Below are 22,191 nucleotides of genomic sequence, written 5' to 3' on the forward strand. Positions count from 1 at the left end.
TGAAGGTGAAAATATGGGAATTGATAACATAATTGCAAAGCTGGCATCAGTTGGGGCTGACCTAAGTACAAGAAATGCCATAAGAATGGCACTTTCTTTAATAAGTGAGGATGAGGAACTTACCGATCAAATATACGTTGAGATAAAGAACAAAGCGTATAAAGAGGAGTTTGCAAAGGTTCCTGTTGAAAAGAGAGCCGTGTTTATTCCCCAATGTCTAAGGAACGTAAAGGAATGCCCGGCGGAGTTTGGCGAGTACGGGTGGAAATGTACAAAGTGCGGGAAATGCCCGATTGGAGATATAATTGATTACGGAGAAAAGCTCGGCTACAAACAGTTCTACATAGTACCGGGAGGAAGTTTGGTAAAAAAGGTATTAAAGGAGAAGGTGCCTAAAGGAGAGATAAAAGCTGCAGTAGGGATAGCATGGTGGCCCGAGCTTGCAGAGGCTAACGAGAAGCTTTCCATATTGAAAATCCCGCTTCAAGCCGTGCCTCTGTTGAGAGCAGGGTGTATAAACACCCTTGTTGATCTTGAAAGAGTTAAGAGAACACTTGAGATTGGGCTTAAGCATGAAGACAGGAGTTCAGTTCCTTCAGCGGAAATAAATCCTCAGCCAACTCTTTAGCTGTTTTCGTTTCTTATTTCATTCCAGATTGCAGTCAAAATTAACAAAGCACCTATGTAGCCTTTTAAGCTTAACACCTCCCCGATAGTTAAAAATGCCGAGATGTGTCCAAAAATAGGTTCAGCGGAATATATGAGGGCTGCTTTATGGGCTTTTGTTTCTTTTTGGTACTTTACCTGAAGGGTGAATGCTATTACCGTTGCAAAGATTCCCGTGTAAAGGATGCCAAGCCATGGAGTCATCTTTACAGGCACTACGAACCCTTCAAAAACAAGAGCATAGATTGTTGAGAACACAAAGTTCCAAAATATCTGCCAGAAGGCTAGGCTGAGGTAATCTTTTTCTCCAAATTTCTGGATAAGGACTATCTGGAAGGCAAAGGAAATTGCACAAAAAATCGTCAGCAGATCACCATAGTTAAACTTTAAGCTTGCTCCCGAGATTAAATACAAACCAATTATTGCAACAATAAGAGATAGAAAATCTCTCGCTTTTAGCTTATCCCCCAGGAGAAAGTATGCTATAAACGGCGTGAAGACCACGTAGAGAGAGGTTATGAATGCAGAGTTGGATGCAGAAGTGTATTTTAAACCGACGATTTGAAAGCCGTGCCCAAAAACGAGTGTTAATCCCAGAATAAGCCCTTCAAATAAGGTTTCTCTCTTCAGGACTCTCTTTCTAAAAATGAGGAGCATAAGGAGAGACGCTACTCCGAAACGGTAAGCCAGAAATAGTATTGGGGGCATATAACCGAGGCTAACCTTCATTGCCGGAAATGTAAATCCCCAGATGGCTGTGATTCCAAGGAGTATTAGTTCAGCTCTTTTCATGCCTCAATCTAAAGGTTTCTACTTTTTAAACATTTTTCTTTCAGATATTGGCTTAAACGCTCTAATTTTCGTAACCCTTATATAAAAAGAAAACATAATCATTTTTTGGTGATATCATGGGTGAGGAAGGAGTTCATGAGGCCCCGCAAGAGAAAATCGAGAGAATTTGGATCCTAATAACGCCAGACAAATGCAGCGGCTGCAGGCTTTGTGAGGTTGCATGCTCCCTTGAGCACGAGGGAATAATATGGCCCGAGGCATCAAGAATAAGAGTCTTTGAACTTTTGCCCGGAGTTAATGTCCCACATACGTGTGTCCAATGTCCTGATTATCCGTGTGTTAACTCCTGCCCCACAAAAGCCCTAAGCGTTGATGACAAAACCGGAGCAGTCATTGTTGACGAAGCAAAGTGCATAGAGTGTGGAGCGTGTGTGACAGCATGCCCGGGAAACGTTCCAAGGATTCCCGCTGGTAAGGGAAGTGTGGTCATATGTGACCTATGTGGAGGAAATCCGAAATGTGTTGAGGTTTGCCATGAAGCAGGGCACGATGCGTTAAAGATTGTTACAGGAGACTATAGACCTATCTTTAGGACATTCGCTAAAGACCCGGTGGAAAAGAGCCATGAAATAGCGAGAAAAGTCTTTGGGGAGGAATTCTTGGGGTGAGTAAAAATGTACGCATATGCCGGAAAACTCCTTGATGTGGACTTAACAAAAGAGGAAATTAAAGAGGTCGAGCTGGATGAAGAAATCTTAAGGAAGTTCTATGGCGGGAGAGGGCTTGGAACATACCTTCTCTGGAAAGAGCTCGGGGACAAGTGGGAAACTGTAGATCCCCTTGGCGAGGAGAACCTCCTTCTGATACTAACAGGACCGCTAACCGGCTATTACCCGGGTATGAAGACTGCTGTTGTTTCCAAATCTCCTGAGAGCAATGGTATCGTGGGGAGTGTTCTAAGCAGTGAAGTAGGTTTGGAACTCAAGGCATCAGGATATGATGGGATCATAATCAGAGGAAAAGCAAAGGCCCCAGTCTATCTCTTCGTTCACAACGATACGGTGGAGATAAGGGACGCAACAAAATACTGGGGCATGGGTGGCGTTGAGCTTCACAAAACCCTCTTGAAAGAAGTTCATGAGGAGATAAAGAAGAAAGAAAAGCTGAGAGGAATTCCCAAAGAGCCCGCGATGATGTACATTGGCAGAGGGGGAGAAAATAAAGTCCGCTTTGCTGCAATAATGACGAAGCTCATGCATGCCGCTGGCTATGGTGGCTATGGAGCGGTAATGGGAAGCAAGAACCTCAAGGCAATAATCGTAAAAGGAAGCAAATCTCTTCCAGAAGTTTACGACAAAGAAAAAATGAAATCCCTCCTCAGAGAGTTCTGGAAAGAGCTCTTTTCAATGACTACCTTTAGGGAATGGGGTACCGGAGCTGGAGGATATAGCGTAGGGCATGACCGCTCAAGTGAGCCAATAAGAAACTGGCAGGAGGAATACCACGACAACGAGGAGATAAGCGTAGTTAATTTCGAGAACAGAGCTTGGATAAAGAAATATTGGGCTGATTACGGGTGTCCGGTAAACTGTATGAAAATCTCATATCTCCGTTATGGTGAGTACAAGGGTGCAATTACAGATGCACCGGACTATGAGCTCATGGCATATATGGGAACTAACCTCGGAATATTTGAACCAGAAAAAATAGTTTACCTGTCATATCTGGTTGATGAACTTGGCTTGGACGGAATAAACGCTGGAAACACCTTAGGATTTGCAGCGGAGCTTTACCAGAGGGGAATTCTTACAAAGGATGACATAGGATTCGAGCTTAACTGGGGCGACGAAAAAGCCTTCGCAAAGCTTTTGCACTTAATAGCTGAGAAGGAGGGCATTGGAGAGATACTTGCGGAGGGCACTTACAGAGCAGCGTTGAAGATTTCACAGCTTAAAGGTGTAGATGTAACAAAATACGCGGTTCACGTGAAGGGAATCGGAGTCGGTGCTCACGGGGTGAGGAGCGAGCTCGACTATACAAAGGACATAAGCTATGCTGTCTCTGTCCAGGGAGGAGACCACACCTCCACAGCAGGTCTTCCAGCAAGGAGCTACGAAGGGGAGATGGTAAACGCATTCTACGACTCCGCGGTTGTGTGCAACTTCGTCACGAAGCCCGGATTTGAAAGAATCCTCGAGTTTGGAAACGCTTTGACAGGATTCAACATAACCCCCGAGCAGTGGCTTAACGAAGTGGGTCTGAGGATAATCCACCTTCAGAGAATACTTCTACTCCTTGGTGGACCGGATGTGCACTGGGACCCGAGAAAGGACGACGACAATCCACCAAGGTTCTATGAGCCACTGCCGAGCGGACCAGTTAAAGGAAAAGCCCCAAGCAGAGAAGACATTAGGGCAAAGGTAAAGCAGTACTACGAAGAAATCGGCTACGACGAAAATGGAATCCCGAGGGAAGAAGTTCTTGAGCAACTTGGCATAGGTGAAGCAAAGCGTGAGGTAAAGAGGATTAAAAAGCGCTTGAACCTCTAACTTTTTCTTTTAAACTTTTGGTTTTGATGAACTTTTTAAGGCTTTATTGTCAAAAATATATGGTGATTGTATGGTTGAATACAAAGATATGACAATAAAGGTTGTTGGAGAGAGGCTTTCTCCAACAAAAATGAAAGTTAAAGCAGGAAACTATGAAATTGTGCTTGACAAACTCGGTGGGGAAGCCCCGAGTCCAATAGACTACGTTCTCGCAGCCCTTGCAGGATGTTTCAATATTGTCGCAACTCTTGTAGCCAAGGATATGGGAATAAACATTGAAGACCTGAAAGTTGAGGTTGAAGGTGTCTTCAACCCCGGAAAGCTCTATGGACAGGGTAACGAGAGAGCGGGATATAAAGAGATCAAAGTCAAAGTTAAAGTAAAGACAGACGCTGATGAAGAAACCCTCAAGAAGTGGCTTGAGCAAGTTGAGGAACGCTGCCCGGTTTCCGATAACTTGGCCAATCCAACTCCAACAAAGGTCGAGTTTGAAAAGTGTTAAAAGTTTTTAAACTCTCTTTTCTCACCTTTTTCCCGGTGGAGTATATGTGGCGTGAGAAGCTTAGGCAGGGTTTTCTCGAAAACGACAAGCTCATGATTGAGCTCAGCATAGGGGGAGAATGTGGGGAATGGTTTCCAAGTTTAGCTTTATACGACAAGGAAAACGACACTTGGTATTATTTTGACAATGACATTCCTCCCGGGGCTACCGAAGAGGAGGCATTAAAAAACGCGATTGAGTTTTTTGAAAAACTGATTATTGGACTGGAAAAGCCCAAAATAAAGGCTTCACCCTTAAAAGAAGCCCCTGAAGAGATATATGAAAAGCTAAAGCAGTTTTTGGAGGAGCTCAAACGTGAAGATACGGGTTAGGCTCTATGGCGAGCTTGCCCTAAAACATGGTGCAGAGATTGAACTGGAAGTCAGAGACGGAGCTACTGTTGCTGATGTTCTCAATACTCTGAGAATAAGCGCTTCGGAGCATCATTTAATCCTCAACGAAAGAAAAGTCTCAAAAAACCATCCACTAAGCGATGGGGATACATTGAAAGTCCTTCCCGTGGTTTATGGGGGTTAGCTTTCCCCGAGTCCAACATCCTCTCCAAAAGTGAGCGTCAGGTAGAGCTCTATCATCCCTTTCTTGATGTTCTCCAGAATCTTCTCCTCCAGCGTCTCAGCTTCCTCCGGGGAAAGACATCTATCCTCTTCCAAAACCTTGATTTTAAAGCTTTGTCTATCAAATACGATCGTTCTTTTCTCCACTATAAGAGGAACATACCTTATTCTAATCCCATAAAGCTCTTCAGCATAACCCGCTTTTCGGTTTATGTCCTCTAGATACGGTTTCAGCTTTTCCATCAAACCACCGCAACTCTTAATACTCTCCTTGACTTTAAACTTTTAGGGTGACATAATGTACCAGAAGTTTGGATATCACTTTCATGCTTACCAGCCCGGGGATGTTATATACATACACGATGGCTCGGGGTGGGATCCGATAAAATACTCCGAACGATTGAGCCCCGTGTCTCTGAAGATAAGGGACGTAGAGGTAAAGTCCAGAAACTGGACAAGAACCGTTATCAAAGCCTATGAATACACGAGCGACGCTTTAGGCTCTCTAAAATCCGGGTCTGTGAGCGTTGATTTTGAGCCGTTCACTCTCTACATGATTCTAAGATACAAACCAAAGATATATGGGGAAATAGTCGATCTGCTCATGAACAAGGTAGAGCCAGTTGTGACAACACCATTTCACCCAATAGTGCCCCATCTCAGCACCTTTGAACAGGAAATCCTTGCGAGAATCTCCTTCGACTTCTACGAGCCCTTTATCAAAGATAGAGATGTCGTTGGTTACTGGCTTCCCGAGAACGTTATAACGAGAGAAGCAGCTAAAATCGTTGCCGAATCCACTCAGAAGGAAATACTATTCCTTTTGGACGAACGGCAGTTTGTGGGTCTTCACCTCCCCCAAGCGAAGTTCTCCTGCAACACCTACAAATGTGATGATAAAACAGCGTATGTCTTTGGACGGGATCACCAGCTAAGTGATGCTTTTGCCTTCAACACACTGGACGTTGACGGTCTTGTGAGGGCCGTTGTGGAAGGAAGGGTGGATGTCTTCAAAGAGAATGCAGGGATTCCATATTTGGTTTACCTTGCAAGCGACCTTGAGGCCTTGCTGAGCAACCCACAGCAGCTGGACAAGTTCCTCGGCTGGGTCGCAAGACTTGAGGAAAAAGGGGTTGAAGCGATAAATGCGGTGGAGTTCATTAGAAAGAAGAAGCGGGAAGAATTCAAAAAGCTTGAGGGAGAATGCACAGAGAACTTCAGAATCAATGTCAAGGACTATTCAAGCTGGAGCGACTATTATGACCTAAGCATAGATGGAAGGACGAGCGACATGAGATGGCTTGGTATGAGAAGAGAAGACGGTAAAGTCATTAACCGTCTTTATAAAGGAAATAAGGTTTCACAGCTCTGGAAATATGCCTTCACAAAGCTTTTCAGAGAGCTCAACAGGAGCATACGATTTGGTGTTGTTGACTTAATCCGCAAGTATCTTCCAGAGGCGGAGATCGATGCTATAAAAGAATTCCTGGTTAGATATGCGAGGATATTCTTCAGGGAGCACTATGAATACTTCGAGATGGACACAACGGTTGAGTACGTTATGGGACCCATTAAAGACCTCGACCCAACGCTGGCCTTAAGATTGGGAAGGATATACTATATAATGCTGCTCGCCAACCACTCCTGCCCGCGCTTCTGGGAGAACATCGACACGAGAGTAACTTTTGGAAACGTCTCCGCAATCAGCAAAGCTTTGATAGAGCTTATGAAAGTTTATATCGAAGAGAACATGCACGAGAGGGCAAACTACATTCTCCTCGAATATATGAAGCTCCTTGCATTCCCGCAGCTTTACTATGATTACGAGCTTTTCAAGATGCCCGGGCTTGAAGGGTGGGAGACGAGTGAACAAGCGTGGTTTGAGAGCTTAAAGAGTGAAGTTCCAAACTGTGATTACAACGTGGTAACGAGGGCTGCTCTCTTCGTTGGGAAGGAAGACCTCCCAGAAGATATCAAAAGTGCAATAGAAGTTCTCTACGATTTGAGAAAAGCTGTTGCAGATACTGGACACATCCCCGGAGAAATGCACGGAAACTGGGAAAACAGGGAATGGTGCGAGCATAGGGCTAAACTTTAGCCCTTTATGTTCCATTTTTCTTTGCTGAGGAAGAGGTAAGCTTCTTCCTCAAGCTCCGGAGGGACGAGATTTATTAAAATCTCCGCATTTTTTATTGGCTCCCTTAGATTTCTGCCAAGAGCGACTTGATTTTTGGCGAGAAGCTCTTCGATAACGTCCACTATGCTTTCCTTAACCCTTTTCTCCGAGTACAGCTGCTTTCCCCGTATCCAGACCTTCTGGTTCTTTGCATAAAAGTCGAGTGCCCTCTCGCTCAAGAGTTCCGGGCCGGGTTTTAAGATTACCCTAGGCCTTTCTACTCTATCGACTTCAAGCATAATGAACGCCTTCTCAGCGTATCCCCAGTTTGAGTCAAAAACCTCAAAGCCTTCTCTCCGCAGGCTCTTTTCAAGCCCCTTTGCGCTTCTCTCAAGCTGAGGAAGGAGAACATCGTCCACAAGCTCAGGCTTCGGGAAGAGAAGGGTAACAAGGTTTGTACCCTTTTCTCTGATCAGGGATTTGTAATCTTCAGCTTTTGCTCTTGATGGGAAGAAAAACTCAATTCTGGGGCTTTCTATGAACTCCATGGCTTTAAAATAAAACACTCCAAACTTTTCCCAGCTAAGAGCGGAGGCAACGTTTCTTCTCGGGTCAACGGGATCTATGACGACTAGCGGCCTTTCCTTTTCCCTTTCCACAGTTTTGTAAGCTATCTCCGGTTCTTTCTTTAGCCAGCCTTCAAGGTCTATTATCTTGCTCTTTCCCAGGAATTCGACGTTTTCAAGAAGGTTCATGAAGGAGTCGTACTTTATTATCAAAAGCTCCGTTAAATAGCCGGAGAAGCCTCTAACGTAAACTTCACTGCCGTAGGCGTTTATCCCCTTCAAGAACTTTTTGAGAAGTCTCACCTCATCGTTTTTCCCGTTTAAGTGACTTATCACCCACTCTGTGTGGAGCAGTGACCTGTCAACTGCCGTCTTTACTTCTCTCCAGCTTTTCACATTGTAGCAGGGAACGATGTCAACTTCAAAGCCCCTGTAGAGGGCTCTCACGTATGGATGTTCGGCGTAGGCTATTTCATAGCTCCCAAGCCTCTTGCCAATGGCTTTTCCAAGTTCCAAACCTGCTTTCCTTAACTCCTCAAGAGGGACTTCGAGAGGAAACGCCAAGAAAAGATCAACATCGTGGTCTCCAGAGAGATAGGTGTCCTTCGCTATTGAGCCCACCAAACGAGGAGTAACGTCAAGCTTTCTTTTCTCTATCTCTTCCCCTGCAATATCAACTATTTCCTTCGTTACTGCATTTACTACAGCCCTTTCCTCTTCTGAGGGCTTTATCTTCTCTAGAACTTCTTTCAGGAGTTCCATCAATGCTTCACCTAATCCTGCAGCTCAAATCTTGCGATTGTCTCATAAATCGGGCCCTTTGGCGTTAGGGTGCTCTTCTTGAGCTCTATTGCGTTGACCTCAAACTCTCCAAAATCCTCGTTAGCGAGTTCTTTCAACGCCAGCATGAGCTCAACCTTGTCCTTCACAAACTTTACTCTTCCGATTGTTATGTGGGAAACAAAATCCTTTTCTCTCTTAAAACCAAGTTTGAAAAGTGCATCGTCTATCTCTTTTGCCATCCTCTTTATCTCTTCATCGTTTTCTAGTCCAGCCCAGATAACCCTGACATAATTGTAACTCGGGAACACCCCTATGCCCTTAACTCTTACGATGTGCTTTCTGTGCTTTTTGGTTATCTGCTCCAGGAGTTTTTTAATATCCTCTGCTTGTTCCTCCGTTATTTCACCCAAAAATTTTAGAGTAAGGTGAAGGTTTTCCGGCTCAACGTATTTGATTTTTGCGGATTTTGTTTTTTCTATTTTTTCCTGAGCTCCTACGAGCTTTTGTCTTACTTTATCGTTAACATCAATCGCTATGAAGGCCCTCATTCCCTAACCACCACTGGGAATTCTTCCCAGGGGAAAACTATCCACTTGTCTGTTCTGAAAACGTAGAAGTCTGGAACAACTGAAGTCCAGGGTTTCATAGCCAAACAGGCCACCTTAATGTCCTTGGCGCCCCTGTTTTTTACTTCCTCAATAACGACTTGGAGAGTCTTTCCGGTATCGCTGACGTCGTCTACTATTACAACCTTCTTTCCTTCGAGGTCTCCATGGAGGGGGATTGTTATCACAGGCTTTTCTCCTCTCTCTCCTATGTCCTTGTAGAACTTTACGTCGATTACCTTGAACTCCACATCTCCGAGGATGTGGCTAAGCCTTACTGCTGGAATAAGGCCTCCCCTTGAGATTCCAACGATGAAGTCGGGTTTGTATTCTCTTAAGCTGTCAGCAAGTGAGAAGATTGCCCTATCAACCTGCCACCATGTGAGATAAACTTTGTCCATTCTCTCACCCTCCCCTTTGATATATGGTAAAGTAGAAGGGTGAGAGTTTAAAAACCCAGCGTTTTCGAGATGTCGGGGGTTCAGGTAAGGGGAGAATATCACTTCGTCATTCATATTTCATAACTGGTGAGAAGGTAGAGGATGTCAGGAGTCTTTTTGGAACAGGCCGTGGTTTGGGTTAAGGTGCCTTACATTTCAGCATTTCAACTCTTTTAAAGTCTTATTGGAACAAGAAGACATCGACAACCAAATCCAAAACATCAAGGAACTTTCAATTCTTCTAAAGTCTTATTGGAACTTGAAAGAGAAAGAACCCCAGAACGTTACAATTCAAGACCTTATAGAGCTTTCAATTCTTCTAAAGTCTTATTGGAACTTTCGAACCTTTGATTTTTCCATGAAATTTTATCGAAACTTTCAATTCTTCTAAAGTCTTATTGGAACTACAATTTCTTTCATCTCATCCAGTGTCATAACTGTCTTTCAATTCTTCTAAAGTCTTATTGGAACAAAGGATTTTCTGTCATCCCTATGTTCTCTGGAAAGAACTTTCAATTCTTCTAAAGTCTTATTGGAACTTCTTCGCTATTTCATCTAGTTTTCTGTGCTTATAATCTTTCAATTCTTCTAAAGTCTTATTGGAACTTTCTTCACCTGGTCATTAAACGCCCTTTTGCTTAGTGCTTTCAATTCTTCTAAAGTCTTATTGGAACTTGGGAAGCATATACATACACTTTTCAGGTTCAACCTGCTTTCAATTCTTCTAAAGTCTTATTGGAACAGGGGGCAAATTTTCTTTAAATCCCCTATAGAGTAATTAGAGGGCTTGAAATTTATAAACTTTTCCCCGAAGGGTCAATAAAACAGTATTTTGGAGCCTTTAATTCCAGTGATTAACTAAGAGTTTAGGCTTGTTTTGTAAACGAAAACCTTCAAATTTCTCCATGTCCAATCTTGTTCACGAGACTTCCAGAGAGAAGACAGAAACCTAAAACAAAAATAAAACCACAAAAAAGCATTAAATCCAAAAAGGTTAAATTTCCACGAGGAGAGAATATCAAAGAAGTCCTGAGAAACCTCCGCTCAAAATTTCGAAAAAATTTCGTTACAAAACCTCCAAAATACCATAACTCTTTGTCTGATAGTAACTTTTAGTTACTAAAGACTTCCAGAGCAACCTTAGAGCCTTAAAATCAAAACTGGCCCACCAGAAGAAAGAAAATCCAAAAAAGGAAAAGCTAAACGTGATACAAAGAATCTTCGGCTATTCACTCACGTAGTAGTATTCCCCTATCTCTTTCTGTTCTCTGTCCTTGACGCTCCCTTCTTTATTTGCCCTTGGCCTTCCGGTGTCCGGGTCTCTCCTAAAGGTTATGCCCACGTTTGCTAAAAACCTGTTCATCCCTTCCCTCATACCCATTGGGGGCAAAGCCCTACCGTGTTTGCCTGGCTCGCCTTCAAATACCATTATGCGGTCGCTTATGTAATCTATCATCAGCACATCGTGCTCAACTACAAGTGCGGTTTTCTCGTTCTTTTCCATTAAATGCCTTATAGCCCTTGAAACCGCCAACCTCTGTTCGACGTCGAGATAAGCGGAGGGCTCGTCAAGGAGGTATAAATCGGCATCTCTTAGCAAACAGGCTGCTATTGCTACTCTCTGCAGCTCACCACCGCTTAGGTCATTTACAGCTCTATCGTAGAGGTCTGGGATTCCCAGAGGATTGAGAAGCTCGGTTTTATAGAAGTTGCTCATGAGCTTTACAGCGTCTATCTTGCTCAAAAGTTCATAAACTGTTCCCTCATAGTCGACTTTTATGTACTGGGGCTTGTAGCTTACTTTAAGCTCCCATTCTACCTTACCTTCCGTTGGTTCTTCAACTCCGGCCAGCATTTTCACAAAGGTTGTTTTACCTATACCGTTGGGCCCTACTATGCTCACGACTTCTCCCCTATACAGCGTTCCTTCCTCTGCTTCTAGTCTAAAGCCTCCGTAGTCCTTGACGAGCTTCGGATACTCCACAAGGACCTCTCCCGCCTGGCTCTGCCTTTCGCTGAGCTTTGTGAATCTTATCTGGTAGGGCCTGAATCTTACGTTCTCTTCTGGGAGATACCCCTCCAGAAAAGCGTTTATGCCCACTCTGGTTCCTTTGGGCATTGAGAATATACCATATGCTCCCGGCTTACCGTAGACTATGTGTATGATGTCACTCAAATAGTCAAGAACAGCCAGATCGTGCTCAACGACCATAACGGATTTTCCTTCCTCTGCGAGTTTTCTAATTGCCCTTGCCACTTTGAGTCTCTGCTTTATGTCGAGGTATGATGAGGGTTCGTCGAAGAAGTAGAAGTCCGCATCTCTTGCGATAGCTGCCGCTATCGCAACCCTTTGCAATTCACCACCACTCAACTGCTGAATCTCTCTATCAAGGATATTTGAAAGCTCAAGCTCTTCAACGAGCTTGTCCAGTACCCCTTTTTCATCTGCCTTCTGAAGGAGGTCTCTCACTTTCCCTTTAACAACCTTGGGGATTAGGTCAACGTACTGGGGTTTGACTACCTTCTTTATGTTGCCCTCTTTGAGCTTTTCAAAGTAGTTCTGGAGCTCATTTCCTCTGAAAGCCCTTATGACGTTATCCCAGCTGTCGTTGGAACCGCAAAGGTTGGGAATCATTTCTCCCGCAAGGATTCTAACGGCAGTTGTCTTACCAGTACCGTTTGGACCCAAGATACCTACTACCATGCCCTCTTTTAGCACCGGCAACCTGTAGAGAGCAAAACCGTTAATCCCATATCTGTGCACACATCCTTCCTTCAGCTCTTCCGGGAGATTAACTATCGTTATAGCATTGAAGGGACATTTATGGACACATATTCCACATCCGGTACAGCTGGCTTCTTGTATCACCGGTTTGTAGTTGTCTTCGTCGATGATTATAGCTTCTCCACCCATTCTATTCACTGGACATACCCTCTCACATAGGAAATGACCGCACTTGTCAGGATTACACTTGTCGTAATCGATGACCGCGATCCTCATGAGCCTCACCGGTTACCATTTCTGGAATGCCTTTAAAAAGTTGTTGAAGAATGGAAAACGATTTAAATTTAAAAGAAGGAGTTGCTATGATGGAGATTTTTAAAGAGCTAGAGAGTGAGATTGTAGCCCTTAAAGAGTTTAAGCCTAAGCGGGGTAAATACGGCTCTTTTGAGTTTAAAAACCCTGAAGTAAACAAGTTAGTTGAAGAAATGGGGTTTAAGCTCTATAAGCATCAGATTGATGCCTTGAAAGCCCTCTACTTGGGGAAAAACATCGTGGTAACGACTCCAACTGCCTCCGGCAAAAGCGAAATTTTTAGACTGGCGATATTTGACAACTATCTTTCAAACCCTCAGGACACGTATCTGCTCGTTTATCCAACAAGGGCATTGATAAATAACCAGTATGAAAAGTTCAGCGTTGAGAACTTCCACTTTTTTCAGATTACGGGAAAGACTGTTAGCGCGAGGATTCTGACTGGAGATGTGGAGTGGAGTGAGAGGAGAAACCTCATCAGGGAAAAGCCGAGGGTCGTTTTCACAACCCCGGATATGCTGCATTACAACATCTTACGAAACAAAAAGGATTATGACTGGCTTTTGAAGAACGTGAGATACCTCGTGGTGGATGAGCTCCACATTTACAGAGGTGTTTTCGGAACTAACGCCGCTTACGTTTTTAAACGGCTTCTCAAGGCGCTGGAAAGGTATGGGAAAAAACCACAAATAATAGCTTTATCAGCAACACTGAGGAACCCAAAAGAGTTTGCGGAAACCTTTTTTGGAAAGCCCTTTGATGCTATCACAAAGTCTGCGAACCCCTTCCCAAAACGATACCTCGTGATGTTCGAACCAAGACGGCTTAATGAGATGCAGCTTTTAAGGGCAATCGTCGAAAAGCTGGCTGAGAAGGGCATTAAAACTCTTGTTTTCTTTGATTCAAGAAAAGGGACTGAAAAGCTCATGAGGTTTCTTTTGACGTCTCCAGCGGTTTACAAAACCACTACTTACAAGGGCACCCTTCCAAAGAATATCCGCTGGGAAATCGAGAAGGACTTTAAGGAAGGGAAACTTCTCGTGCTTTTGACGACAAACGCTCTGGAGCTCGGCATTGACATAGGGGATCTCGACGCTGTTGTAAACTATGGAATACCTCCCGACGGCCTGTTCTCCCTTATCCAGCGCTTCGGAAGGGCAGGAAGAAAACAGGAAAGGGAAGCCATAAATGCAATCGTTTTAAGAAAAAACGGCCTAGACTATTACTATAAGGAGCACGTTGAGGAGCTGGTGGAAAAGCTCGAAAAAGGAATAATTGAGTACATGCCCATAAACCTCAAAAACCGACTCGTTGTGAAAAAGCACCTCCACTACCTTCTGAGTGAGCTCAAGATTCTTGATTGGGATGAGCTGAACGAGTTTGAGAAGGAGCTTGCCATGGAGCTCGTGGATGAGAAAAAAGCAAAGCTCTACGATAATCCAATTACGGGTAAAAGGGAAATCCGCATCTTGCAGCCGGCATTTACTTACTCCTCTATAAGAGCGGCAAGTGATGAGAGCTATTTCCTCCTGCTCGATGAACCATGGATAAGGTACAAACTTCTGGAAAAGTCCAGTGTAAGAGACTTAATCCGATTTATAAACTGGCTCAAGCTTAAGGACTACGTAATAGAGGAGGTTGACAAACCCGAATACTACCGCTCCCTTTTACCGGGGATGGCGTATTTCTCCAGGGGAGAGTTGTATATTGCAAAGGACAAGCTCGGTCTTGGAAAGTTCCATTTTATCTTCGCCTCTCCGCTCAACAGGTTCTGGGAAGTTGACACATTCCCTTCAAAGAGAGAAGACGTAGAGATCCTCGATATCTACAGCAGGAAGGAGTACAAAGGGGTAGAAATTTATATCGGCCGGCTGAGGGTTAAGCACCACTACTGGGGGTTTGCCGTCAAAGGAAAAGATACTCCTCTCTACCTCCAAGAGCTGTTGAAGCTCAAGGAAGAGGGAATTCTGAAAGGAGAGATTTACTCTCCAATGCTGGAGCTCAAAGAGAATGCTGAGGTCGATGAGGAGTGGAGCATTCTTAACTGGGAAAAGTTTGCGAAGGTTGAGTTTGATGAGCCTTTCACGTGGGAGTTTGAAACTGACGGTATCTGGCTTGTGTTTCCCGAGAGCATTAGAGAGATTGCAAACGAGGAGTTTAGGGAGTTCTTCAAGATTGCTGTGGAAAAGGGTTATGAAGATATTGCCTTTAGTCTTTACGAGCGTTTGGACAGAAGGTCTCTTTTCCCCGAACTTTTGGGCGCAACGAGTCACTACCTAAGAAACTACATCAGAGAGAGCCTAAAGAATTCAAAGATTGAAGATGAGATGCTTGCCTTTGCAATAAAGAAACTTGTGGACAGCAAAGATGGAATCGGGAGCGGGCTTCATGCAATAGAGCACAACATGATTAAAATAGCCCCAATTTTCACATACGTGGACAGCAGGGAGCTCGGCGGCTACAGTTACGAAAGCTTTCCAAATCCCCCCTTTGTGGGCAAGCCCATAGTGTTCATCTACGATGGAAACGAAGGCGGCTTCGGACTGGCAGAGATTCTCTATGACAACGCCGAGAAGCTCATGGAGAAGAGCCTTGAACAGATGAAGAAGTGTAAGTGCGAAGACGGCTGTCCGTTGTGTGTTTATTCTCCAAAGTGCGGCACTTTCAACGAGTTCCTCGACAAATGGCAGGCAATAAAGATTTGGGAAAAACTCCTCAGCGGAGATAGTACTGAATAAGCTTTCTCAGTTCCAAATTTCGCTCAATCTTTTTTCCTAAAAAGCGCTTTAACTGGGAGTTTTCTGCGAGAAGGGCGTTGAGCTCGATTGCTAAGAGCTTGTTGTCTTCGCTGACCCCATAGGCTTTGTACCTCAGCGGCGCCCACTCCTTTTCCAGCTTTGCTACTTTTTTCTCAAGTTCCCTAACTTCGTTTTCAAGAACCTCTACATTGCCTTTTGGCTCTCTGAAGCTTTTGGAAATGATTATCTCAAGAACTCTTTTCTCATCCACAGCATAGCGCTCGCTGAGCCTGTTTATTTCTTCTACAAGCTTATCCGGGAGCTCAACTTCAATTTTTCCGAGGCCTTTTTTAGGCCTTATTATCAATTTCACGCCTTCTCTCCTCCAGCTCTTTTTTAAGCTCTTCGTTTTCCCTTCTCAGCTTTTCCCTAACGCTTGTCATCAGCTCTTTATCCCTCAAAGCCTTTTCATAGAAAGCCCTGAGGTCTTCCAACTCATCTTCGATTTCCCTCAGCTTTTCTTCAAGCCTCGCCTTTTTCTCGATGAGAAACGCCTCCCTCTCAGCCTGCAGAGTTTTCTCGACTTTGGAAAGGTTTTTTTCTATAAGCTCCAGGAGATCCAGTTTTTTCAGCTCTTTAAACCTTTTTCCTTCCACCTTTATTTCTACTGGCATTTTTCATCATCTCGGTCTTTCTGTCATAACAGAGAATATAAAACGCGAGCAGGGACTTCCATTTTCCATACGGCTCGATGATTTCCCTGACGTCTTTCTCCTTTACCTCTTTGGGATTCAGGTTAAATATCTTTGCTATTCCCCTTCTCAGTCCCAAATCTCCAGCGGGATACGTGTTTTTCCCGAGACCATAGGCCAAGAAAAGCTCGGCACTCCATTTCCCGATACCCCTGAATTTCGTGAGGTATTTTATGGCTTCTTCCTCACTTAGCTCCTCAAGGTCTAACCGCAAATTCCCCTTGACGTGTTCTTCCGTGAGAGATTTTATGTAAGCCCCTCTATAGCCGAGCTTGGTCTCTTTGAGCTCTTCGTCACTTAGGTTTAAGATGTCCTCGGGCTTTGGGAATACGTAGAGGTCTTCGATCTTCTTCCCCGCGAGCTTCACGAGGCTGTTAATTGTTCTCATGGCAAATTCAAAACTCACCTGCTGCTGGGCTATTACCTCTACGAGGGCTTGATATTTGCTCGGTGCCCTCGGGATAGTTAACCCATAAAACTCCTCAATTAAGAACGAAAATTTTGAGTCTCCTATCTCTGAGTAAAACTTCTCGAGGTCAGTGTCCAGGCCTAGAACGAATTCAAGCTTCTTTTTGGCACCTTTTCGTTCTTTTTCTGAGAAATGCTCCGGAAAATAGAAGTTCTCTCCGTCAAAACCCACTATACCATTATCTAATGCCTGTTTGAATATTCCGTTTTCGAACTTCCAGGTACCGTTTTTTATCATCTCGTGGGCTACCTTCTTGAGGTCGATCACTTTAACCATCTGTCCAGCTTAACAGGGTTTTCCTTTATATCTTTTAGCGTTGAGACATAGAGCCTCTTCCCATCTGAGGAGCGGTGGATTTCAAGTTCTCCTACCTCTTCCAGAAAACGCATGATTTCCTTAACGTCTTTCTCCCTTATTCCAAAGTTTTCTCTTAAGAAATCCCAGTAAGGCTCAGCATTGGAGTATTTGGCCACCTGTCTAATTAAACTCCACGCGGCCTTGATTTTTTCATTCCCCTTAGACAGCTTGAACTTCTTTATCTCTTCCTTCATGCTCTCCCATAGGATTTTTGGGTTCCATTCTTATTAACTTTTCTTGAGAAAACTTAATTAAGTTGGAGAACAATATCTACACAAGGTGGTGGTTATGAGAAAAATCATTTTTATCTCTCTGCTTCTGCTCATATTCTTGGGCCCAGCGCTAGCTGAAGCAAAAACCGTTTACGTTGCTCAAATAAAAGGTGAGATAACTCCCTACACATACGATCAGTTCGACAGGTACATAAGCGAGGCTGAGAAGGCAAATGCGAATGCCATAATAATTCTTCTTGACACTCCCGGTGGTAGAGCGGATGCGATGCAAAACATAATCGAGAGAATAAAATCTGCTGATGTTCCTGTTATAACCTACGTTTATCCACCTGGAGCTATGGCGGCCTCCGCTGGAACATATATTGCCCTGGGTTCACATTTAATAGCCATGGCACCCGGAACAAGCATCGGTGCGTGCAGACCTATTTTAGGCTATTCCCAAAATGGAAGCATTATAGAGGCTCCTCCAAAGGTCGTTAACTTTTACATCTCCTACATAAAGAGCCTTGCAAAGGCCAGTGGAAGAAATGAAACAATAGCAGAAAAGTTCATAACGGAGGATTTGGCCATAGATCCCGAAGAAGCCCTAAAGTATGGAGTTATTGAGGTTATTGCAAACGATGTAAATGAGCTCTTGGAAAAAGCAGATGGTATGAAAACCAAGGTCCCCGTAAGGGGCGAGTACGTTACTTTAGATCTTAAAGGGGCTGAAGTTAGATATCTAGAACCGAGTTTAAAGGATAGGGTGATAACATACATCACCGACCCAGCAGTTGCCTACGTTCTCTTAACACTCGGCATATGGGCTCTTGTTTTGGGATTCTTGAGTCCGGGGTGGCACGTTCCAGAAATGGCTGGAGCAATAATGATTGTCCTTGCCATAATAGGCCTCGGGTACTTCGGCTACAGGAGTGCGGGTTTGCTGCTGATAATCCTTGCGGTGATATTCTTTATAGCAGAAGCCCTAACGCCTACTTTCGGTCTCTTTACAGTTGCTGGCTTTATAACGTTTGTTTTGGGCAGCATAATGCTCTTCAGTGGGGGTGGGGGAGTGGACTATCTTGTTTCAAGGGAAGTTTATTCCCAGATTAGATTGATAATAATAACAATCGGTGCACTGCTTGCTTTGTTCTTTGCATTCGGAATGGCAGCTGTGATAAAGGCTCATAGAAGGAAGGCACAAACCGGAAAGGAAGAGATGATAGGTCTCTCGGGTGAAGTTGTGGAACCTTTAGCCCCGGAGGGGATGGTAAGAGTCAGAGGAGAGCTTTGGAGGGCAAGAAGCCGGGATGGTGAACTAATACATATCGGCGAGAAGGTTAAGGTTGTTGAAATGGATGGACTCAAACTTATCGTGGTTAGGGAAAAAGAGAAAAAGGATGAAAGGGAAAATACTGATGAGGTGAAGTAGAATGGCCTTTGAGTGGATTGTGTATGTTGTTATTTTAGTTTTTATTTTGGTGTTTTTGTCCTCAGCTATAAAGATAGTAAAGGAATACGAAAGAGCAGTAATCTTCAGGCTTGGTAGGGTTGTTGGAGCAAGGGGCCCCGGATTGTTCTTCATAATCCCAATATTCGAAAAAGCCGTGATAGTTGATTTAAGAACTCAAGTTTTGGATGTTCCAGTTCAAGAAACAATAACAAAGGACAACGTTCCGGTAAGGGTTAACGCAGTGGTTTACTTTAGAGTTGTTGACCCGGTAAAGGCTGTTACTCAGGTTAAGAACTTCATAATGGCAACGTCCCAAATTTCCCAGACGACCCTGAGAAGTGTAATTGGCCAGGCACATCTGGACGAGCTCCTCAGCGAGAGAGAAAAGCTCAACAGAGAACTGCAGAGGATAATCGACGAAGCAACAGACCCATGGGGAATAAAAGTTACAGCAGTGGAGATAAAAGATGTCGAGCTTCCAGCGGGAATGCAAAGAGCTATGGCAAGACAAGCAGAGGCAGAGAGAGAAAGGAGAGCAAGGATTACACTTGCTGAGGCAGAAAGACAGGCTGCCGAGAAGCTTAGAGAAGCTGCAGAGATTATCTCTGAGCATCCAATGGCGCTCCAGCTTAGAACCCTGCAAACAATAAGTGACGTAGCAAGCGATAAGAGCAACGTTATAGTACTAACACTCCCAATGGAGATGTTAAAGCTATTCAGGAGCCTTTCTGATACAGCTGAAGTCGCAAAGAAAAAGTTAGAGGAAGAAAAGGAGTAGCCTTTTCTTTACGTTTTTAACTGCCCTTTAATTCTTTTTAAGGACAAATTGAGTTAAATATAAAAAGTTAGACATCAGTATATAGGTTAGATACATTAATTACGAATTTCGTACATTTAATTAAAAGACACGGAGGGATTAAATTGGGAAGGTCTATTGTTTTTGCCTCTGGAAAAGGTGGTACGGGTAAAACCACCACAATAGCAAATGTCGGTGTTGCTTTGGCACAGTTTGGAAAGGAAGTCATAGTGATTGATGCAGATATTACTATGGCAAACCTGAGCTTAATTCTCGGTATGGAAGATATTCCGATAACGCTCCACGATGTTCTATCAGGAGAGGCGGATCTTAGAGATGCCGTCTACGAAGGGCCAGCAGGTGTTAAAGTCATTCCAGGTGGGCTAAGCCTTGAGAAAATAAAGAAGGTAAAGAACCCGGAAAAGCTGAAGGAGCTCATAAGAGAGATATCATCAATGGCAGATTTTGTTTTAATCGATGCCCCTGCTGGTCTGGAGATGACCTCAATTACCGCCCTGCTTATAGGAAAAGAACTTATTTTGGTAACAAACCCAGAGATTTCTGCGATTACCGACTCCCTTAAAACGAAACTTGTAGCAGAAAAACTTGGAACTCTCCCCTTGGGAACTGTTCTAAACAGGGTAACAAATGAAAGAACAGAACTAAGTAGAGAGGACATTGAAGCCATCTTAGAAGTCCCGGTACTTGCAGTAATACCCGAAGACCCAGAAGTAAAAAGGGCAAGTGCTTATGGAATACCCCTAGTTATCAAAAATCCAATGTCGCCGGCGGCAATAGCCTATAAGCAGCTCGCCGCAAAGCTTGCGGGAGTTAAATATAAGCCTCCGGAACCAGAAAGCCCGATAAAGAGGGTCTTCAAAGCCCTGTTTGGAGGGGGAAGAAGATGAGCCCACTTACTTTTCTGGTCATTATCCTCTTGGCTACAAATATAATACTAGCGATACTGTACATAGCGGAGAGAAGATCTCCATACTATGTTGGATATGACACGGAAACGAGGGATACCTTGAAGAGGAGGGTTACCCACCTAAAAGAAGAGCTGGAGTCAGAATTAGTCGATTTCGATGTTGAGGAATGGGAAAAAGCTCTTGAGGAATCTCTGGAAGAGGAAATACGAAACCTATGACCTTTTCTGCCCTTTAAATTCTTTTGGCCTTAAGGAAAAACTTAAGTATTCTCGGGTAATATTGTTAAATCCCCGCTCATTCGGGGGGTGAAAACATGAGGGCAAAAGTGAAAATTCTTGACGTAGAGACAGGCAGATTTATGGTAGTAATCAACGAGGAAGATGCCAAGAAAGCAAAACTCCACCCGGAGGATTTAATCAAGATAGAAACCGCAAAAAGGACGATATATGGGGATGTAGTTATAAGCAACATGGTTCAGTCAGGAGAAATAGGAGTTACAAAGGATATAATGCGCGCTTATACCTTTTCTGAAGGGGAAGGGCGTGTTTATAGTAACCTTTATTAGGGTTTTTGCTGAATTCTTTCAGGTGGTTGTCGTGATCCCCAGATGGGATCACAGACTCAAAGACCCTGAAAGCGTGGCATTCGCAATTCTTGACGTTTTAGCAGACTTCGAATCAGAAGGAAAGCTGAAGAACCTGCCAAAATCCAAAAAATTTCCAGTAAAAACAATACTGGCAATACTCCTCTTTAAACAATACTACAACCTACCCCTCAGAGACGCCCAGCACTACGGCAGAAAATTCTTCGGAGCAAACATTCACTACTCAACCCTCCACAACTGGGAGAAAAAGCTGAACCTCGAAGAACTGACAAACCACCTCCTGAAAAAACTCCAGAAATTACCCTACGCCAGCACTCAAGCAGACTCAACCATTATCCCAAATAAAAAAGGACAGGATAGAAGTTCAGGCAATAACGAGAATCCTGCCGGGTTTACTGTATCCGGTTGCTGTGAAGATCACAACTTCTGAGAACGAGCTGATTGAACTCCTGCTGGAGGGTTCTGGGAATTTTTATGCTGATGGGGCTTATGATTCAAAGAAAGTTCTGAACACTGTGGTGGAAAAGGGTTATCGGCCGATTGTTAAGAAAACTAAGAACGCTCCAGGTGGTTTTGGTAGTAAGAAGAGAGACAGAGTGTTTTCTGAAGAAGAGTACAGGCATAGGAATCCTCATGAGGGGTTCTGGGGTGCGTTTACAACGTGGTTTGGCAGTACGGATCCCCTGTTTTACTGAAAAAGACTACTGTAACCCCGAATCCTGCTTGGGGTAATGTGTTATGGTCTGAAAATCCTCCTCAGAGTCAAATACTGTTTAAATAACAGGGGGTGAAACTAAACACGCCCCGTCATGGTTTCTCGGTTCTCATTCAAGATCTAAAAATATTAGGGCTGTATAACAATGTTATTTTAGATATACCCGCCATACCTGGGAGAAAGGTTTATATACCCTTAACCAACTTTAGAATGGCTAATATCCATAATACAAGGGCTGAATAAGCGTAGAGTGTAAAAATCCAAATTTGAGCCCTCAAATTCAAAAATAGGCGGATTTGGTGTGGGAAATGGAGACAGAATTGAACTCTGATGAATCCCCCCTATTAAGGGCAACAAGCCTAGAAGAGAAATTAGGGATTTCGAAAATCTATCTAAAACTAGAAGCAGCAAATCCAACAAAAACACACAAAGACAGGATCGCAAAGGCACACGTTAAACAGGCAAAAGCCCTCGGCTTTTCTGGGATTACTGTGGG

26 protein-coding genes and 1 CRISPR repeat array are annotated in these 22,191 nt (G+C 43.8%); of the genes, 16 read left to right on the plus strand and 10 right to left on the minus strand.

The genetic code is table 11. The annotated features are described in order from the left end of the window. Window positions 1–13: 13 nt before the first annotated feature. Entirely contained in the window at window positions 14–628 is a 615-nt protein-coding gene (locus THEPK_RS10725; protein WP_042701760.1) for a DUF116 domain-containing protein, read from the plus strand. On the opposite strand, the gene THEPK_RS10730 is transcribed toward THEPK_RS10725, so the two are convergent. Further along, window positions 625–1,458, minus strand: coding sequence for a DMT family transporter (locus THEPK_RS10730; RefSeq protein ID WP_042701763.1), 834 nt, complete (start codon window positions 1,456–1,458; stop codon window positions 625–627). The two genes, THEPK_RS10725 and THEPK_RS10730, sit on opposite strands and share 4 nt — an antisense overlap. 116 nt (window positions 1,459–1,574) lie before the next feature. On the opposite strand from THEPK_RS10730, the gene THEPK_RS10735 reads away from it, so the two are divergent. The 5 genes from THEPK_RS10735 (at window position 1,575) to THEPK_RS10755 (ending at window position 5,085) form a co-directional block, all read left to right on the plus strand. Further along, window positions 1,575–2,126, plus strand: coding sequence for a 4Fe-4S dicluster domain-containing protein (locus tag THEPK_RS10735; RefSeq protein ID WP_042701766.1), 552 nt, complete (start codon window positions 1,575–1,577; stop codon window positions 2,124–2,126). A 6-nt stretch (window positions 2,127–2,132) separates the two neighbouring features. Beyond that, a complete protein-coding gene (locus THEPK_RS10740) occupies window positions 2,133–4,007 on the plus strand; it encodes an aldehyde ferredoxin oxidoreductase family protein (RefSeq protein WP_042701768.1) in 1,875 nt (624 codons plus the stop codon). Between the two features lie 70 nt (window positions 4,008–4,077). After that, complete coding sequence (locus THEPK_RS10745; RefSeq protein ID WP_042701771.1) at window positions 4,078–4,509, plus strand: OsmC family protein; 432 nt, start codon at window positions 4,078–4,080, stop codon at window positions 4,507–4,509. 44 nt (window positions 4,510–4,553) lie between these two features. After that, a complete protein-coding gene (locus THEPK_RS10750; RefSeq protein ID WP_042701774.1) occupies window positions 4,554–4,880 on the plus strand; it encodes a hypothetical protein in 327 nt (108 codons plus the stop codon). Further along, on the plus strand, window positions 4,864–5,085 hold the full coding sequence (locus THEPK_RS10755) for a MoaD/ThiS family protein (RefSeq protein WP_042701777.1): 222 nt from the start codon (window positions 4,864–4,866) through the stop codon (window positions 5,083–5,085). The genes THEPK_RS10750 and THEPK_RS10755 overlap by 17 nt, the downstream gene beginning before the upstream one ends. On the opposite strand, the gene THEPK_RS10760 is transcribed toward THEPK_RS10755, so the two are convergent. Next, complete coding sequence (locus THEPK_RS10760; protein WP_042701779.1) at window positions 5,082–5,366, minus strand: hypothetical protein; 285 nt, start codon at window positions 5,364–5,366, stop codon at window positions 5,082–5,084. The two genes, THEPK_RS10755 and THEPK_RS10760, sit on opposite strands and share 4 nt — an antisense overlap. 55 nt (window positions 5,367–5,421) lie before the next feature. Here THEPK_RS10760 and THEPK_RS10765 point away from each other — a divergent pair, with 55 nt between their 5' ends. Further along, window positions 5,422–7,221 carry a polysaccharide deacetylase family protein gene (locus THEPK_RS10765; protein ID WP_042701781.1) on the plus strand — a complete coding sequence of 600 codons (1,800 nt, stop codon included), beginning with the start codon at window positions 5,422–5,424 and terminating at the stop codon, window positions 7,219–7,221. Here the strand turns inward: THEPK_RS10765 and cca are convergent. The 4 genes from cca to THEPK_RS10785 all read right to left on the minus strand — a co-directional run bounded on the left by cca (window position 7,218) and on the right by THEPK_RS10785 (window position 12,634). Next, window positions 7,218–8,567 carry a CCA tRNA nucleotidyltransferase gene (gene cca / locus THEPK_RS10770; protein WP_042701784.1) on the minus strand — a complete coding sequence of 450 codons (1,350 nt, stop codon included), beginning with the start codon at window positions 8,565–8,567 and terminating at the stop codon, window positions 7,218–7,220. The two genes, THEPK_RS10765 and cca, sit on opposite strands and share 4 nt — an antisense overlap. Before the next feature lie 11 nt (window positions 8,568–8,578). After that, window positions 8,579–9,136, minus strand: coding sequence for an RNA 2',3'-cyclic phosphodiesterase (gene thpR, locus THEPK_RS10775; RefSeq protein WP_042701788.1), 558 nt, complete (start codon window positions 9,134–9,136; stop codon window positions 8,579–8,581). Continuing rightward, on the minus strand, window positions 9,133–9,594 hold the full coding sequence (locus THEPK_RS10780; protein ID WP_042701790.1) for a phosphoribosyltransferase: 462 nt from the start codon (window positions 9,592–9,594) through the stop codon (window positions 9,133–9,135). Before THEPK_RS10780 ends, thpR begins: the two co-directional genes overlap by 4 nt. Before the next feature lie 200 nt (window positions 9,595–9,794). Then, window positions 9,795–10,377: a CRISPR direct-repeat array (repeat unit 32 nt; unit sequence CTTTCAATTCTTCTAAAGTCTTATTGGAACTT). Window positions 10,378–10,858: 481 nt separating this feature from the next. Then, on the minus strand, window positions 10,859–12,634 hold the full coding sequence (locus THEPK_RS10785) for a ribosome biogenesis/translation initiation ATPase RLI (protein WP_042701793.1): 1,776 nt from the start codon (window positions 12,632–12,634) through the stop codon (window positions 10,859–10,861). A gap of 86 nt (window positions 12,635–12,720) precedes the next feature. On the opposite strand from THEPK_RS10785, the gene THEPK_RS10790 reads away from it, so the two are divergent. Next, a complete protein-coding gene (locus tag THEPK_RS10790; RefSeq protein WP_042702304.1) occupies window positions 12,721–15,408 on the plus strand; it encodes a DEAD/DEAH box helicase in 2,688 nt (895 codons plus the stop codon). Here the strand turns inward: THEPK_RS10790 and THEPK_RS10795 are convergent. The 4 genes from THEPK_RS10795 to THEPK_RS10810 are packed head-to-tail and all read right to left on the minus strand — an operon-like array spanning window position 15,386 to window position 17,180. Continuing rightward, window positions 15,386–15,781: a hypothetical protein gene (locus THEPK_RS10795; RefSeq protein ID WP_042701796.1), complete on the minus strand. Its 396-nt coding sequence runs from the start codon at window positions 15,779–15,781 to the stop codon at window positions 15,386–15,388. The two genes, THEPK_RS10790 and THEPK_RS10795, sit on opposite strands and share 23 nt — an antisense overlap. Next, on the minus strand, window positions 15,759–16,082 hold the full coding sequence (locus THEPK_RS10800) for a hypothetical protein (protein WP_042701799.1): 324 nt from the start codon (window positions 16,080–16,082) through the stop codon (window positions 15,759–15,761). Before THEPK_RS10800 ends, THEPK_RS10795 begins: the two co-directional genes overlap by 23 nt. Beyond that, window positions 16,045–16,905, minus strand: coding sequence for a DNA-3-methyladenine glycosylase family protein (locus tag THEPK_RS10805; RefSeq protein WP_152880380.1), 861 nt, complete (start codon window positions 16,903–16,905; stop codon window positions 16,045–16,047). Before THEPK_RS10805 ends, THEPK_RS10800 begins: the two co-directional genes overlap by 38 nt. Next, on the minus strand, window positions 16,893–17,180 hold the full coding sequence (locus tag THEPK_RS10810) for a hypothetical protein (protein WP_042701801.1): 288 nt from the start codon (window positions 17,178–17,180) through the stop codon (window positions 16,893–16,895). The genes THEPK_RS10805 and THEPK_RS10810 overlap by 13 nt, the downstream gene beginning before the upstream one ends. Before the next feature lie 94 nt (window positions 17,181–17,274). Between THEPK_RS10810 and THEPK_RS10815 the strand changes: the two genes are divergently transcribed. The 8 genes from THEPK_RS10815 to THEPK_RS10850 all read left to right on the plus strand — a co-directional run. Continuing rightward, the gene (locus THEPK_RS10815; RefSeq protein WP_042701803.1) at window positions 17,275–18,630 is read left to right on the plus strand and encodes an NfeD family protein; all 1,356 of its coding nucleotides are present in this window, start codon (window positions 17,275–17,277) and stop codon (window positions 18,628–18,630) included. 1 nt (window position 18,631) lies between these two features. After that, a complete protein-coding gene (locus tag THEPK_RS10820) occupies window positions 18,632–19,429 on the plus strand; it encodes a slipin family protein (RefSeq protein ID WP_042701806.1) in 798 nt (265 codons plus the stop codon). A 143-nt stretch (window positions 19,430–19,572) separates the two neighbouring features. Then, window positions 19,573–20,355, plus strand: coding sequence for a cell division ATPase MinD (gene minD, locus THEPK_RS10825; RefSeq protein WP_042701810.1), 783 nt, complete (start codon window positions 19,573–19,575; stop codon window positions 20,353–20,355). Continuing rightward, window positions 20,352–20,594, plus strand: coding sequence for a hypothetical protein (locus THEPK_RS10830; protein ID WP_042701813.1), 243 nt, complete (start codon window positions 20,352–20,354; stop codon window positions 20,592–20,594). Before minD ends, THEPK_RS10830 begins: the two co-directional genes overlap by 4 nt. Window positions 20,595–20,689: 95 nt before the next feature. Further along, window positions 20,690–20,941 carry a hypothetical protein gene (locus THEPK_RS10835; RefSeq protein WP_042701815.1) on the plus strand — a complete coding sequence of 84 codons (252 nt, stop codon included), beginning with the start codon at window positions 20,690–20,692 and terminating at the stop codon, window positions 20,939–20,941. Further along, a complete protein-coding gene (locus tag THEPK_RS10840; RefSeq protein WP_042701818.1) occupies window positions 20,919–21,410 on the plus strand; it encodes a hypothetical protein in 492 nt (163 codons plus the stop codon). Before THEPK_RS10835 ends, THEPK_RS10840 begins: the two co-directional genes overlap by 23 nt. Then, a complete protein-coding gene (locus THEPK_RS10845) occupies window positions 21,391–21,675 on the plus strand; it encodes a hypothetical protein (RefSeq protein WP_042701822.1) in 285 nt (94 codons plus the stop codon). The genes THEPK_RS10840 and THEPK_RS10845 overlap by 20 nt, the downstream gene beginning before the upstream one ends. A gap of 328 nt (window positions 21,676–22,003) precedes the next feature. Beyond that, window positions 22,004–22,191 (plus strand): pyridoxal-phosphate dependent enzyme (locus THEPK_RS10850; protein WP_042701826.1); only part of this gene is annotated, 188 nt, incomplete at its 3' end.

Origin of the sequence: Thermococcus sp. PK (assembly GCF_000430485.1) — an archaeon.
GTDB lineage: Archaea > Methanobacteriota_B > Thermococci > Thermococcales > Thermococcaceae > Thermococcus_A > Thermococcus_A bergensis.